The sequence below is a fragment of the Pseudomonas sp. LBUM1645 genome, from assembly GCF_059716185.1.
Genome location: NZ_CP166811.1, coordinates 4,763,531 through 4,775,953, shown reverse-complemented (window position 1 = coordinate 4,775,953; position 12,423 = coordinate 4,763,531). Strand labels below are relative to the sequence as shown.

Here is a 12,423-nt window from a genome sequence, read left to right as displayed (position 1 = left end):
GAGTAGTGACGTATGCCAGCAAAAGTAGTGGTTATAGGCAGCCTGAACATGGACCTGGTCACCCGGGCGCCACGGCTGCCCCGTGGTGGTGAAACGCTGATCGGCGAGTCGTTTGCCACGGTTTCCGGTGGCAAGGGCGCGAATCAGGCGGTCGCAGCGGCGAGGCTGGGGGCGCAGGTGTCGATGGTCGGTTGCGTGGGCAGCGATGCCTACGGCGAAGAACTGCGCGGGGCGCTGCTGGCCGAGCAGATCGATTGCCAGGCAGTCAGCACCGTTGACGATTCCAGCGGCGTAGCGTTGATCGTGGTCGATGACAACAGCCAGAACGCCATCGTGATCGTTGCCGGTGCCAACGGTGCGCTGACGCCAGCGGTGATCGACCGTTTTGATGCAGTCTTACAGGCTGCAGACGTGATCATCTGTCAGCTGGAAGTCCCGGATGCCACTGTCGGTCATGCGCTCAAGCGCGGCCGTGAGTTGGGCAAGACCGTGATCCTCAACCCGGCGCCGGCCAGCCGCCCTCTGCCGGCGGACTGGTACGCGTCCATCGATTACCTGATACCCAACGAAAGTGAGGCCACGGCGCTGAGTGGGTTGCCAGTGGATTCTCTGGCATCTGCCGAAACCGCTGCATCCCGGTTGATCGCCATGGGGGCCGGCAAGGTCATCATCACCCTCGGTGCTCAAGGTTCGCTGTTTGCCAACGGCAAAGGCTTCGAACATTTCCCTGCGCCGAAGGTGAAAGCTGTCGATACCACGGCGGCTGGCGACACCTTCGTCGGTGGTTTTGCCGCCGCACTGGCGGCCGGCAAAAGCGAAGCGGAAGCGATCCGTTTCGGCCAGGTCGCCGCGGCGCTGTCGGTGACCCGTGCTGGCGCGCAACCCTCGATTCCCACTTTGTCCGACGTACAGGCCTTTAAAGCACCATGAAAAAGACACCTTTGCTCAACGTCGCGCTGTCGCGGCTGATCGCGTCCCTGGGCCATGGCGATATCGTGGTGATAGGCGATGCAGGTCTGCCGGTGCCACCTGGCGTTGAACTGATCGACCTGGCCCTGACTCACGGTATCCCGGATTTCGTCAGCACATTGAAGGTTGTGCTCAGCGAAATGCAGGTCGAGAGCCATGTATTGGCCCAGGAGATCCTGGATAAAAAGCCTTCAGCATTGGCGACACTCGATGAGCTGAATGCCGACGGTGCGCTGGGTCGGCGTGAGCTGCTCAGTCATGACCAATTCAAAGTCCTCAGCCGACAGGCGCGGGCGATTGTTCGTACAGGCGAATGTCAGCCGTACTGCAACATCGTGCTGGTGGCAGGGGTTACGTTCTAACTCGCTGTTGTTTTTCTGCTGTCCCACGCACAAGGAGTGCGCTATGCACCGCTATGCTCAGAAATTGCACCACCTGCTCCGGAGTCTGCTGCTTTTGTCCCTGATTACCGCAACAAGCGCCCAAGCGGCGGAAAAGATCGACCTGATCATCGACACCGACCCGGGTGCCGATGACGTGGTTGCCTTGCTGTTTGCCTTGGCATCGCCGCAAGAGCTGAACATTCGTGCGCTGACCACCGTCGCCGGCAATGTGCGTCTGGACAAGACGTCGCGTAATGCGCGGCTGGCCCGCGAGTGGGCAGGGCGCGAAGAGGTGCCGGTCTACGCGGGCGCTCCGAAGCCGCTGATGCGCACGCCGATCTATGCCGAGAACATCCATGGCAAGGAAGGCCTGTCGGGCGTCACCGTACATGAGCCGAAGAAAGGTCTGGCCCAGGGCAATGCGGTCAACTATCTGATCGACACCTTGAAAGCCGCCAAGCCTCACAGCATCACCATCGCAATGCTCGGTCCACAGACCAACCTGGCACTGGCGCTGATCCAGGAACCTGAAATCGTTCAGGGCATCAAGGAGGTGGTGATCATGGGCGGGGCGCATTTCAATGGCGGCAACATCACCCCGGTGGCCGAGTTCAACCTGTTCGCCGACCCGCAGGCTGCGGAAGTGGTATTGAAAAGCGGCGTGAAGCTGACCTACCTGCCGCTGGACGTGACCCACAAGATCCTCACCAGTGAAGCGCGCCTGAAGCAGATCGCAGCGATCAACAACAATGCCAGCAAGCTGGTGGGCGATATTCTCAATGAATACGTCAAAGGCGACATGGAGCACTACGGCATTCCGGGTGGCCCGGTGCATGACGCTACTGTCATCGCCTATCTGCTCAAGCCTGAGTTGTTCACCGGTCGTTCGGTCAATGTGGTGGTTGATAGCCGCGAAGGCCCGACGTTCGGCCAAACCATCGTCGACTGGTATGACGGCCTGAAAGCGCCGAAGAACGCGTTCTGGGTAGAAAGCGGCGACGCCCAGGGCTTCTTTGACCTGCTGACCGAGCGTCTGGCTCGTCTGAAGTAAGCTTCACACCCGCAGGCACCAGCCTGCGGGTTTCACTCCCTTTCGTTATATTCAGCGCCCTTGTAGTTGGCCGGGTATTTCTCGAATACCTGCGCGATGAAGGATTGCGCCGCTTCAGTCCCCAGCTCCTTGACCAATAGATCGATACCAATGATTGCCAACTCTTCCGGGCTGCCCGGGCTGTAAGAGCTGTGACCCTGTGGCCACTTGGCTTTGATGTCGGCGTCGATACTTACGGTGGTCATGATGGCGCTCGTGAAGTCGGGAAAGTCTGTGTGTCGAGTTAACCATTTTGCGCGGCTTTTGGCACTCCGACTTAGGCATGAGGGGAGGGCTATGCGACACTTGGTCTTTGACGAATTTTCAAGGACTGTGCTGTGCAGATCGATTTGAACACTCCTGACGGCTTGACCCTTGAGGCGGTGCGTCAGCTGCTGGCCTCTGCCAGCGACGATGAGCACACTCAATTGCGAGTCACCAAGGGCGGCATCGCCTACATTTCGTCAGGCGTTGTGGGCGGCACTGATATCAGCGGGTTGTTGTTTCGTCTGGAGACGTGGGCCAAGGGTTCCGGTTATGTCGGGTTGGTCGCGGCCAGTGATGAGGTCTGGGTTATGCAGATTTTCAATGCGCTGAAAGAGAACTGGCCGAATCCGCCGTTCGACTACATTGATGTCTATTGAACGCTGTTCATATTCAGTCACGATTGAGTGGTAAACGGCAGGACGATGCTCAGGCAAACTCGCCGCGTGTCCGAAGAGAGGGCGGGGTGCTAGTACTCCCTGTGAAACAAAACGCCAGATTGGCGGTCGCACGATCTCAGCTTAACTATTGAAAAAAGGAGGCTTCATGCCTTGGAAGCTCGCGTCATTGGGTACTTTGTTGGCCGTTGCCATGCTGGCCGGTTGCAGCACTACCTCCACCGAGTCGACAACAGATCCTGTCACGTCGACTGACACGGGTCACAGCCGTTGTGAGGCAAAGGCTGCCGAATTCACCATTGGCAAAAAGGCTTCGCCTGAACTGCTGGAGCAGGCGCGTACTCGCGCAGGCGCGCAGAATGCACGGTTCCTCTTGCCCACCGACATGGTGACCCTGGAGTACCGCTCCGATCGCCTGAACCTGAATACCGATGCCAATCGGGTCGTCACCCGCGTCAACTGCGGCTGATCGCTTCAGGCTTTTGTTTCGCCCATAAAAAACCCCGTCACATGGACGGGGTTTTTTTAGTGCGGCTGAAAATTACTCAGCGCGGACTTGTGCAGCTTGCATACCCTTTTGGCCTTTCTCAGCCACGAAGGAAACGGTCTGGCCTTCTTTCAGGCTTTTGAAACCGTCGCTTTCGATAGCTTTGAAGTGTACGAACAGGTCGTCACCGCCACCTTGAGGAGTGATGAAGCCGAAGCCTTTTTCATCGTTGAACCATTTAACGGTGCCGGTTTGGCGATTAGACATGGTGTATCTCCAAGAAACATATATTTTCAGTAGTGCTGTGCTGCTCAGGCCAACTGGGCACACCGGGGTATCATAGTCGAAATGTTCGCTTTGGGAGCCCCCCGGACGTGCTGTTTGCCCTGCAGTCGCGTTCCGTTTGCTGCTTTGTTTGGCTGCAAGCCCCGTTTTAAAAGGCTTTCAGCCAAAAGTAAAGACAATAAAAAAACCTGTAAAACCTGAATAAATTGTACGAAAAAGCGCTTTTCAGAGGCTTTTTACTGTCGTTGCAGGCGCAAAAAGCGCTCTGTCGGGCTTATTTTTTCGCTTTGTTATCGGCTTTGCACGACGAGATTTGGGTCAGTGCTTTTTGTTTCAGCGCGTCATTGGCCGTGTTGTCCATCAGGGACTGGATGTCTTGGGCAGGGTAAGATTTGATGGCGTCGGCGCCGCAAGCGCAGTGAGCCTTCGCTGCTGCAGCACCGATCTGCGGAGTGGCCGCTTCTGTGCACTGAGCCATGTATTTCTCGCGTTCGCCCTTCGGCCAATCGGCATGGGCGGCCAGTGGCAGCAGCAATACGATGGGGGCGACTACTGCGAATAAACGTTTCAGATGCATGCTGGGATGCTCCTTGTGGGTCAATGTCTTGTTATCTGAGGGGTAAAGCAGGGTTCTAGTTCAGCACTCTGGCATAAAATTACCCGATTTGCCCCAAGACAAAGCCTCGGTGCATCGACGACCGTTCATCTGTGCTAGCATGCCTGGCTCGGGCGTTTGCAGGCTCCGGATGACCTTCAGTCCCGGTAGCGGCGAATGTGCGAATAACCCTGATTTGAATCCCAGTCACTCTGGTTCGGTTTTCCGGTTGGCCGCAAGGCTCCTGCCGCTGTAAGGCAGGCGTTCGTCATTGAATGGCCTGGATCGGATCTTGTACTGGCTCATCCCAACCCACGTGACCTTTGGTAGGGGTCACCACTAGGAGAGGAGGCGCCATGCCAACTATTACTCTTCCCGACGGCAGTCAACGTTCATTCGATCACCCGGTATCCGTAGCCGAGGTCGCCGCATCCATTGGTGCAGGTCTGGCCAAAGCCACCGTGGCCGGAAAGGTCGATGGCAAGCTGGTCGACGCCAGCGACATCATCAGCAGCGACGCTACGCTGCAAATCATTACGCCAAAGGATGAAGAGGGGCTGGAGATCATTCGCCACTCTTGCGCCCACCTGGTTGGCCATGCGGTCAAGCAGCTGTACCCGACGGCCAAGATGGTCATCGGTCCGGTCATCGACGAAGGCTTCTATTACGATATCGCCTTCGAACGTCCTTTCACTCCGGACGACCTGGCCGCCATCGAACAGCGCATGCAGCAGCTGATCGAAAAAGATTACGACGTGATCAAGAAAGTCACTCCGCGCGCCGAAGTGATCGAAGTGTTCAAGGCCCGCGGCGAAGACTACAAGCTGCGCCTGGTCGAGGACATGCCGAACGAACAGGCCATGGGCCTGTACTATCACGAAGAATACGTCGACATGTGCCGTGGTCCGCACGTGCCGAACACACGCTTCCTGAAATCCTTCAAGTTGACCAAGTTGTCCGGCGCCTACTGGCGTGGCGATGCCAAGAACGAGCAATTGCAGCGCGTTTACGGCACGGCGTGGGCAGACAAGAAGCAGCTCGCGGCTTACATCCAGCGCATCGAAGAAGCTGAGAAACGCGATCACCGCAAGATCGGCAAGCGTCTGGGCCTGTTCCACACCCAGGAAGAGTCGCCGGGCATGGTGTTCTGGCACCCGAACGGCTGGACTCTGTACCAGGTGCTCGAGCAGTACATGCGCAAGGTTCAGCGCGACAACGGCTACCTGGAGATCAAAACTCCGCAGGTCGTTGACCGCAGCCTGTGGGAGAAATCCGGGCACTGGGCCAACTACGCCGACAACATGTTCACCACGCAGTCGGAAAACCGCGATTACGCCATCAAGCCGATGAACTGCCCTTGCCACGTGCAGGTGTTCAATCAAGGCCTGAAAAGCTACCGTGAGTTGCCAATGCGTTTGGCTGAATTCGGTGCTTGCCACCGTAACGAACCATCGGGTGCGCTGCACGGCATCATGCGTGTGCGTGCGTTCACTCAGGATGACGCCCACATCTTCTGCACTGAAGAGCAGATGCAGGCCGAATCCGCTGCCTTCATCAAGCTGACCATGGACGTTTATGCCGACTTCGGCTTCAAAGACGTCGAGATGAAGCTGTCCACTCGTCCGGAAAAACGCGTCGGTTCCGACGAGCTGTGGGATCGCGCCGAAGCGGCCCTGGCTGCAGCCCTTGATAGTGCTGGCCTGCCGTATGATCTGCAGCCGGGTGAGGGTGCGTTCTACGGTCCGAAGATCGAGTTTTCGCTGAAAGATTGCCTTGGCCGCGTCTGGCAGTGTGGTACCCTTCAGCTCGATTTTAACCTGCCTGTCCGTCTGGGAGCCGAATACGTCTCTGAAGACAACAGTCGCAAGCACCCGGTTATGTTGCACCGGGCGATCCTCGGCTCCTTCGAACGTTTCGTCGGAATCCTGATCGAGCACTACGAGGGTGCATTCCCTGCGTGGCTGGCTCCGACCCAGGCAGTGATCATGAACATCACTGATAAACAGGCTGATTTCGCCGCTGAGGTTGAAAAAACTCTCAACGAAAGCGGATTTCGTGCCAAGTCTGACTTGAGAAATGAAAAGATCGGCTTTAAAATCCGCGAGCATACTTTGCTCAAGGTTCCTTATCTCTTGGTTATCGGAGATCGGGAAGTCGAGATGCAGACTGTCGCTGTGCGTACTCGTGAAGGTGCTGACCTGGGCTCGATGCCCGTCGCCCAGTTCGCCGAGTTCCTCGCTCAAGCGGTTTCCCGGCGTGGTCGCCCAGATTCGGAGTAATTACTATTAAGCGTGAAATGAGACAAGATAAACGAGCTGCACCGAAGGCCCCGATCAACGAGAATATCTCGGCACGCGAGGTTCGGTTAATTGGGGCTGAAGGTGAACAGCTTGGGATTGTGTCAATTGAAGACGCGCTTCTTAAGGCTGAAGAGGCCAAACTGGATCTGGTGGAAATTTCCGCCGATGCAGTACCCCCTGTTTGCAAACTGATGGACTACGGCAAATCGATCTTCGAAAAGAAGAAGCAGATTGCCGCGGCCAAGAAAAACCAGAAGCAGATTCAGGTTAAAGAAATCAAGTTTCGTCCAGGGACGGAGGAAGGGGATTACCAGGTAAAACTGCGCAACCTGGTACGTTTCCTGAGTGATGGGGACAGGGCCAAGGTATCCTTGCGATTCCGCGGCCGTGAGATGGCCCACCAGGAGCTGGGGATGGAACTCCTCAAGCGAGTTGAAGGTGACTTGCTCGAGTACGGTTCGGTCGAACAGCATCCTAAGATGGAAGGACGCCAACTGATCATGGTCATCGCCCCGAAAAAGAAGAAGTAATCAATAGGGCACGGCAGGCCTTCTGATTATGTTTATCAACTGAATGCGGAGTATCCGAACATGCCAAAAATGAAAACTAAAAGTGGTGCTGCTAAGCGGTTTCTGAAAACTGCTAACGGTATCAAGCACAAGCACGCTTTCAAGAGCCACATCCTGACTAAAATGTCGACCAAGCGTAAGCGTCAACTGCGCGGTAGCAGCTTGCTGGCACCGTGTGACGTGGCAAAAGTCGAGCGCATGCTGCGCCTTCGTTAATTTAGTCAAGAATAGAGGAAGTAACTCATGGCTCGTGTAAAGCGTGGCGTCATTGCCCGTAAACGTCACAAAAAAATTCTGAAACTTGCTAAAGGCTACTACGGCGCTCGCTCGCGCGTATTCCGTGTTGCCAAGCAAGCGGTAATCAAGGCAGGCCAATACGCCTACCGTGACCGTCGTCAGAAAAAACGTCAGTTCCGCGCTCTGTGGATCGCTCGTATCAACGCTGGTGCACGTATCAACGGTCTGTCCTACAGCCGTTTCATCGCCGGCCTGAAAAAAGCGTCCATCGAGATCGACCGTAAGGTTCTGGCTGATCTGGCAGTGAACGAAAAAGCGGCGTTTGCTGCGATTGTCGAGAAAGCTAAAGCCACCTTGGCTTAAGTACCCCCGACAGTCACCCGGCCTCACCTCTGTGGGGTCAGGTGTTAAACGTCATAAATAGGGGAAGAGCCTTCAAGCTCTTCCCCTATTTTGTATCTGGAGTCTGTACATGGAAAACCTGGACGCGCTCGTCTCTCAAGCTCTAGAGGCTGTGCAAAGCGCTGAAGATATCAATGCCCTGGAGCAAATCCGGGTTCACTACCTTGGCAAAAAGGGCGAATTGACTCAGGTGATGAAGACCCTGGGGAATTTGCCGGCAGAAGAGCGTCCGCAAGTCGGCGCCCTGATCAACGTTGCCAAGGAGCGTGTCACAGAGGTTCTCAATGCGCGCAAGGCACTGTTTGAAGAGGCCGATCTGGCCGCCAAACTGTCCGCCGAGTCCATTGACGTGACCCTGCCTGGCCGTGGCCAGACCTCGGGTGGTCTGCATCCGGTTACTCGCACTCTGGAACGTATCGAACAGTTCTTCACTCACATCGGCTACGGCATTGCCGAAGGCCCTGAGGTCGAAGACGACTACCACAACTTCGAAGCGCTCAACATCCCAGGCCATCACCCGGCCCGGTCGATGCATGACACCTTCTATTTCAATGCCAACATGTTGCTGCGCACCCATACCTCGCCGGTACAGGTCCGCACCATGGAATCGAAACAGCCGCCGATCCGCATCGTCTGCCCAGGCCGTGTGTACCGTAGCGACTCCGATATCACCCACTCCCCGATGTTCCACCAGGTCGAAGGCCTGCTGGTCGACCGCGATATCAACTTCGCCGACCTGAAAGGGACCATCGAAGAGTTCTTGCGCGTGTTCTTCGAAAAAGAACTGGCCGTGCGTTTCCGCCCTTCGTACTTCCCGTTCACAGAGCCATCCGCCGAAGTCGACATGGAATGCGTGATGTGCAGCGGTAAAGGCTGCCGTGTCTGCAAACAGACTGGCTGGCTGGAAGTCATGGGCTGCGGCATGGTTCACCCGAATGTGCTGCGCATGTCCGGGATCGACCCGGAAGAGTTTTCGGGCTTTGCCTTCGGCATGGGTGTTGAGCGTCTGGCCATGCTGCGTTACGGCGTGAACGACTTGCGTCTGTTCTTCGACAACGACTTGCGGTTCCTCGCGCAATTTCGCTAGTCGTAACGAATTCTTAGGAGAGCAGGATGAAATTCAGTGAACAATGGCTGCGTGGCTGGGTAAGCCCGCAGGTAAGTCGTGACGAGCTGGTTGCTCGTCTGTCGATGGCCGGTCTTGAGGTCGATAGCGTTACGCTGGCCGCTGGCGAATTCACCGGTGTGGTGGTGGGCGAGGTGCTGAGCACCGAACAGCACCCGGACGCCGACAAGTTGCGCGTTTGCCAGGTCAGCAATGGCTCGGAGACCTTCCAGGTTGTTTGCGGTGCGCCCAACGTGCGCCCGGGCCTGAAGATCCCGTTCGCCATGATCGGTGCCGAACTGCCAGGCGACTTCAAGATCAAGAAAGCCAAACTGCGTGGCGTTGAGTCCAACGGCATGCTGTGCTCCCAGGCCGAGCTGCAAGTCGGCGAAGGCAACGATGGCCTGATGGAATTGCCGGCCGATGCGCCGGTCGGTCAGGACATTCGTGAATACCTGAGTCTGGACGACGCCAGCATCGAGGTCGACCTGACCCCGAACCGCGGCGACTGCCTGTCCCTGGCGGGTCTGGCCCGTGAAGTCGGCGCGCTATATGCTGCTGAAGTCACCCGTCCGGTGGTTGCTGTCGTGCCAGCCGTGCACGACGAAGTGCGTTCGATCGAAGTGCTGGCGCCAGCCGCTTGCCCGCGTTACCTGGGTCGTGTGATCCGTAACGTTGACTTGTCCAAGCCAACGCCGCTGTGGATGGTCGAGCGTCTGCGTCGTGGTGACGTGCGCAGCATCGACGCTGCCGTCGACATCACCAACTACGTGATGCTGGAACTGGGTCAACCGCTGCATGCCTTCGATCTCGCCGAAATCAATGGCGGCATCCGTGTGCGCATGGCTGAAGAAGGCGAGAAGCTGGTACTGCTCGACGGTCAGGAAGTCAGCCTGCGTAGCGATACGCTGGTGATTGCCGACCACACCCGCGCCTTGGCAATCGCCGGCGTCATGGGGGGCGAGCACAGTGGCGTCAACACCGCGACCACTCGCGATGTCTTCCTCGAAAGCGCGTTTTTCGATCAGATTGCGGTAGCCGGCAAGGCCCGTTCCTATGGCCTGCACACCGATGCCTCGCACCGCTACGAGCGTGGCGTGGACTGGCAACTGGCCCGTGAAGCCATGGAGCGCGCCACTGGCCTGCTGCTGGAAATCACTGGCGGCGAAGCTGGCCCGATCATCGAAACCGTCAGCGAACAACACCTGCCGAAGATTGCTCCGGTCACGCTACGTGCGCAACGCATCACTCAGATGCTGGGTATGGAAATGGATTCGGCCGAAGTCGAGCAACTGCTCAGCGGCTTGGGTCTGAAGATTTCTGCCGATGGGGCAGGGCAGTGGCGCGTAGAAGTGCCAAGCCACCGCTTCGACATCAGCCTGGAAGTCGATCTGATCGAAGAACTGGCTCGTCTGTATGGTTACAACCGTCTGCCGGTTCGTTACCCGCAAGCTCGTCTGGCGCCGCAGGCCAAGGCTGAAGCGCGTAGCGATCTGCCTGAGCTGCGCCGTCTGCTAGTAGCCCGTGGCTATCAGGAAGCGATTACCTACAGCTTCATCGATCCGAAACAGTTCGAGCTGTTTAATCCAGGTGTCGAACCGCTGTTGTTGGCCAACCCGATTTCGAACGACATGGCCGCGATGCGCTCGTCCTTGTGGCCAGGCCTGGTCAAGGCACTTCAGCACAACCTGAACCGTCAGCAGGATCGCGTCCGTCTGTTCGAAAGCGGCCTGCGTTTCGTCGGTCAGCTGGAAGGCCTGAAGCAAGAGCCGATGCTGGCGGGTGTTGTTTGCGGTAGTCGTCTGCCGGAAGGCTGGGCACAAGGTCGCGATGTGGTGGACTTCTTCGACGTCAAAGCTGACGTGGAAGCGGTGCTGGGCTTCGCCGGTGCACTGGATTCATTCACTTTCGTACCGGGCAAACACCCTGCGTTGCACCCGGGTCAAACCGCGCGCATCGAACGTGAAGGTCGCTTGGTCGGTTTCGTCGGTGCTATCCACCCGGAATTGTCGAAAGCCCTCGGTCTCGATCGTCCAGTCTTCGTATTCGAGCTGGTTTTGGCCGAAGTAGCGTTGGGCAAAATGCCTAAATTCCAGGAGTTATCGCGCTTTCCTGAAGTGCGTCGTGACCTGGCACTGATTGCGGCCAAGGACGTCTCGGCCAGTGCTGTACTGGACGTAATCCGTGAAAATGCAGGCGAATGGCTGACAGACCTAAGGCTATTTGACGTGTATCAGGGTAAAGGCATTGATCCTGATAGAAAAAGCCTTGCCGTCGGCTTGACCTGGCAGCATCCATCGCGCACTCTTAATGACGATGAGGTGAATACCACGACGCAAAACATCCTCACCTCGCTCGAACAAAGGTTGAACGCCACGTTAAGGAAGTGACGTATGGGGGCTCTGACGAAAGCTGAGATGGCGGAACGTCTGTATGAGGAGCTGGGCCTGAATAAACGGGAGGCCAAGGAATTGGTCGAACTGTTTTTTGAGGAAATCAGGCACGCTCTTGAAGACAACGAACAAGTCAAATTGTCCGGTTTCGGCAATTTCGACCTTCGGGACAAACGCCAGCGGCCTGGCCGCAATCCGAAAACGGGTGAAGAAATCCCGATCACGGCTCGCCGTGTGGTCACCTTTCGTCCAGGGCAGAAGTTGAAGGCCCGAGTTGAGGCTTATGCTGGAACCAAGTCATAACGACGAGCTACCCGTCATCCCAGGCAAACGCTACTTCACCATTGGTGAAGTCAGCGAGCTGTGTGCGGTAAAACCACACGTGCTGCGTTACTGGGAGCAGGAGTTTCCTCAACTCAACCCCGTCAAACGCCGCGGAAACCGCCGGTATTATCAGCGACAAGACGTGCTGATGATCCGGCAGATCCGCGCGCTTCTTTACGATCAGGGGTTCACCATCGGCGGCGCACGTCTGCGTTTGTCCGGCGATGAAGCCAAAGATGACACCACTCAATACAAGCAAATGATTCGGCAGATGATCGCTGAATTGGAAGATGTACTGGTTGTGCTCAAGAAATAATTTCCTGCTTTTAAATACTTCCAGTTTTCAAAAGCTTGCGATATATTCTTGAGCGTTCTTCGAGAAGAGGAACGGGTTTCACGCCTAGTCGGGGCGTAGCGCAGTCCGGTAGCGCACTAGCATGGGGTGCTAGGGGTCGAGTGTTCGAATCACTCCGTCCCGACCATATTTCGTAGGGGGATCAAGCACTTAGCGGCTTGATCCCCTTTCTCGTTTCAGACCCGCGCAAAACCCGCGCAAAACTACCCGGTGATTTCGCTGATATTCAGGTCCGGAATCGCCTCGGACCAGACGATTTTCTCGTGG

At 56.8% G+C, this 12,423-nt stretch carries 16 protein-coding genes and 1 tRNA gene; 14 read left to right on the top strand and 3 right to left on the bottom strand.

Features of this window, described 5'->3' with window-relative positions:
- Positions 1 to 12: 12 nt before the first annotated feature.
- Genes rbsK through ACA079_RS21540 form a run of 3 tightly spaced genes read left to right on the top strand, consistent with a single transcriptional unit; the run spans position 13 to position 2,403 of the window.
- Positions 13 to 930, top strand: a complete 918-nt coding sequence (gene rbsK / locus ACA079_RS21550; protein ID WP_497700877.1) for a ribokinase — start codon at positions 13 to 15, stop codon at positions 928 to 930.
- The gene (rbsD, locus tag ACA079_RS21545; RefSeq protein WP_415770064.1) at positions 927 to 1,331 is read left to right on the top strand and encodes a D-ribose pyranase; all 405 of its coding nucleotides are present in this window, start codon (positions 927 to 929) and stop codon (positions 1,329 to 1,331) included. The genes rbsK and rbsD overlap by 4 nt, the downstream gene beginning before the upstream one ends.
- A gap of 43 nt (positions 1,332 to 1,374) precedes the next feature.
- Positions 1,375 to 2,403: a nucleoside hydrolase gene (locus ACA079_RS21540; protein ID WP_095128565.1), complete on the top strand. Its 1,029-nt coding sequence runs from the start codon at positions 1,375 to 1,377 to the stop codon at positions 2,401 to 2,403.
- 32 nt (positions 2,404 to 2,435) lie between these two features.
- Here the strand turns inward: ACA079_RS21540 and ACA079_RS21535 are convergent, their stop codons facing one another.
- Complete coding sequence (locus tag ACA079_RS21535; RefSeq protein ID WP_497700876.1) at positions 2,436 to 2,648, bottom strand: hypothetical protein; 213 nt, start codon at positions 2,646 to 2,648, stop codon at positions 2,436 to 2,438.
- 132 nt (positions 2,649 to 2,780) lie between these two features.
- Here ACA079_RS21535 and ACA079_RS21530 point away from each other — a divergent pair, with 132 nt between their 5' ends.
- Entirely contained in the window at positions 2,781 to 3,086 is a 306-nt protein-coding gene (locus tag ACA079_RS21530; RefSeq protein ID WP_008145652.1) for a hypothetical protein, read from the top strand.
- A gap of 166 nt (positions 3,087 to 3,252) precedes the next feature.
- On the top strand, positions 3,253 to 3,573 hold the full coding sequence (locus tag ACA079_RS21525) for an I78 family peptidase inhibitor (RefSeq protein ID WP_415770060.1): 321 nt from the start codon (positions 3,253 to 3,255) through the stop codon (positions 3,571 to 3,573).
- A 72-nt stretch (positions 3,574 to 3,645) separates the two neighbouring features.
- Here ACA079_RS21525 and ACA079_RS21520 read toward each other — a convergent pair whose 3' ends face one another.
- Together ACA079_RS21520 and ACA079_RS21515 are read right to left on the bottom strand one after the other, a co-directional pair.
- Positions 3,646 to 3,858, bottom strand: coding sequence for a cold-shock protein (locus ACA079_RS21520; RefSeq protein WP_007905882.1), 213 nt, complete (start codon positions 3,856 to 3,858; stop codon positions 3,646 to 3,648).
- Positions 3,859 to 4,150: 292 nt separating this feature from the next.
- The gene (locus tag ACA079_RS21515; RefSeq protein WP_497700875.1) at positions 4,151 to 4,453 is read right to left on the bottom strand and encodes a hypothetical protein; all 303 of its coding nucleotides are present in this window, start codon (positions 4,451 to 4,453) and stop codon (positions 4,151 to 4,153) included.
- A 374-nt stretch (positions 4,454 to 4,827) separates the two neighbouring features.
- Here ACA079_RS21515 and thrS point away from each other — a divergent pair, with 374 nt between their 5' ends.
- The 9 genes from thrS to ACA079_RS21470 all read left to right on the top strand — a co-directional run bounded on the left by thrS (position 4,828) and on the right by ACA079_RS21470 (position 12,283).
- Positions 4,828 to 6,750 carry a threonine--tRNA ligase gene (thrS, locus tag ACA079_RS21510; protein ID WP_095128562.1) on the top strand — a complete coding sequence of 641 codons (1,923 nt, stop codon included), beginning with the start codon at positions 4,828 to 4,830 and terminating at the stop codon, positions 6,748 to 6,750.
- Positions 6,750 to 7,301 (top strand): translation initiation factor IF-3, encoded by a 552-nt coding sequence (infC, locus tag ACA079_RS21505; protein ID WP_169857083.1) that lies wholly within the window; start codon positions 6,750 to 6,752, stop codon positions 7,299 to 7,301. The genes thrS and infC overlap by 1 nt, the downstream gene beginning before the upstream one ends.
- A gap of 60 nt (positions 7,302 to 7,361) precedes the next feature.
- Complete coding sequence (gene rpmI, locus ACA079_RS21500; protein WP_008145659.1) at positions 7,362 to 7,556, top strand: 50S ribosomal protein L35; 195 nt, start codon at positions 7,362 to 7,364, stop codon at positions 7,554 to 7,556.
- A gap of 27 nt (positions 7,557 to 7,583) precedes the next feature.
- Entirely contained in the window at positions 7,584 to 7,940 is a 357-nt protein-coding gene (gene rplT / locus ACA079_RS21495) for a 50S ribosomal protein L20 (protein WP_007905879.1), read from the top strand.
- Positions 7,941 to 8,049: 109 nt separating this feature from the next.
- A complete protein-coding gene (pheS, locus tag ACA079_RS21490) occupies positions 8,050 to 9,066 on the top strand; it encodes a phenylalanine--tRNA ligase subunit alpha (RefSeq protein WP_007905876.1) in 1,017 nt (338 codons plus the stop codon).
- A gap of 26 nt (positions 9,067 to 9,092) precedes the next feature.
- Positions 9,093 to 11,474: a phenylalanine--tRNA ligase subunit beta gene (gene pheT / locus ACA079_RS21485; RefSeq protein ID WP_497700874.1), complete on the top strand. Its 2,382-nt coding sequence runs from the start codon at positions 9,093 to 9,095 to the stop codon at positions 11,472 to 11,474.
- A gap of 3 nt (positions 11,475 to 11,477) precedes the next feature.
- A complete protein-coding gene (gene ihfA / locus ACA079_RS21480; protein WP_002553164.1) occupies positions 11,478 to 11,780 on the top strand; it encodes an integration host factor subunit alpha in 303 nt (100 codons plus the stop codon).
- The gene (locus ACA079_RS21475) at positions 11,761 to 12,117 is read left to right on the top strand and encodes a MerR family transcriptional regulator (protein ID WP_003179985.1); all 357 of its coding nucleotides are present in this window, start codon (positions 11,761 to 11,763) and stop codon (positions 12,115 to 12,117) included. The genes ihfA and ACA079_RS21475 overlap by 20 nt, the downstream gene beginning before the upstream one ends.
- Positions 12,118 to 12,206: 89 nt before the next feature.
- Positions 12,207 to 12,283, top strand: a tRNA-Pro gene (locus ACA079_RS21470).
- Positions 12,284 to 12,423: the final 140 nt, after the last annotated feature.

What these genes read in the sequence shown, in the direction of transcription:
- ACA079_RS21525 (WP_415770060.1), top strand. Translation starts at nt 3,253, where the DNA reads ATGCCTTGGAAGCTCGCGTCATTGGGTACTTTGTTGGCCGTTGCCATG.
- pheS (WP_007905876.1), top strand. Translation starts at nt 8,050, where the DNA reads ATGGAAAACCTGGACGCGCTCGTCTCTCAAGCTCTAGAGGCTGTGCAA.
- ACA079_RS21515 (WP_497700875.1), bottom strand. Translation starts at nt 4,453, where the DNA reads ATGCATCTGAAACGTTTATTCGCAGTAGTCGCCCCCATCGTATTGCTG.
- rpmI (WP_008145659.1), top strand. Translation starts at nt 7,362, where the DNA reads ATGCCAAAAATGAAAACTAAAAGTGGTGCTGCTAAGCGGTTTCTGAAA.
- rbsD (WP_415770064.1), top strand. Translation starts at nt 927, where the DNA reads ATGAAAAAGACACCTTTGCTCAACGTCGCGCTGTCGCGGCTGATCGCG.
- thrS (WP_095128562.1), top strand. Translation starts at nt 4,828, where the DNA reads ATGCCAACTATTACTCTTCCCGACGGCAGTCAACGTTCATTCGATCAC.
- ihfA (WP_002553164.1), top strand. Translation starts at nt 11,478, where the DNA reads ATGGGGGCTCTGACGAAAGCTGAGATGGCGGAACGTCTGTATGAGGAG.
- pheT (WP_497700874.1), top strand. Translation starts at nt 9,093, where the DNA reads ATGAAATTCAGTGAACAATGGCTGCGTGGCTGGGTAAGCCCGCAGGTA.
- ACA079_RS21520 (WP_007905882.1), bottom strand. Translation starts at nt 3,858, where the DNA reads ATGTCTAATCGCCAAACCGGCACCGTTAAATGGTTCAACGATGAAAAA.
- rplT (WP_007905879.1), top strand. Translation starts at nt 7,584, where the DNA reads ATGGCTCGTGTAAAGCGTGGCGTCATTGCCCGTAAACGTCACAAAAAA.
- ACA079_RS21535 (WP_497700876.1), bottom strand. Translation starts at nt 2,648, where the DNA reads ATGACCACCGTAAGTATCGACGCCGACATCAAAGCCAAGTGGCCACAG.
- ACA079_RS21540 (WP_095128565.1), top strand. Translation starts at nt 1,375, where the DNA reads ATGCACCGCTATGCTCAGAAATTGCACCACCTGCTCCGGAGTCTGCTG.
- ACA079_RS21475 (WP_003179985.1), top strand. Translation starts at nt 11,761, where the DNA reads ATGCTGGAACCAAGTCATAACGACGAGCTACCCGTCATCCCAGGCAAA.
- rbsK (WP_497700877.1), top strand. Translation starts at nt 13, where the DNA reads ATGCCAGCAAAAGTAGTGGTTATAGGCAGCCTGAACATGGACCTGGTC.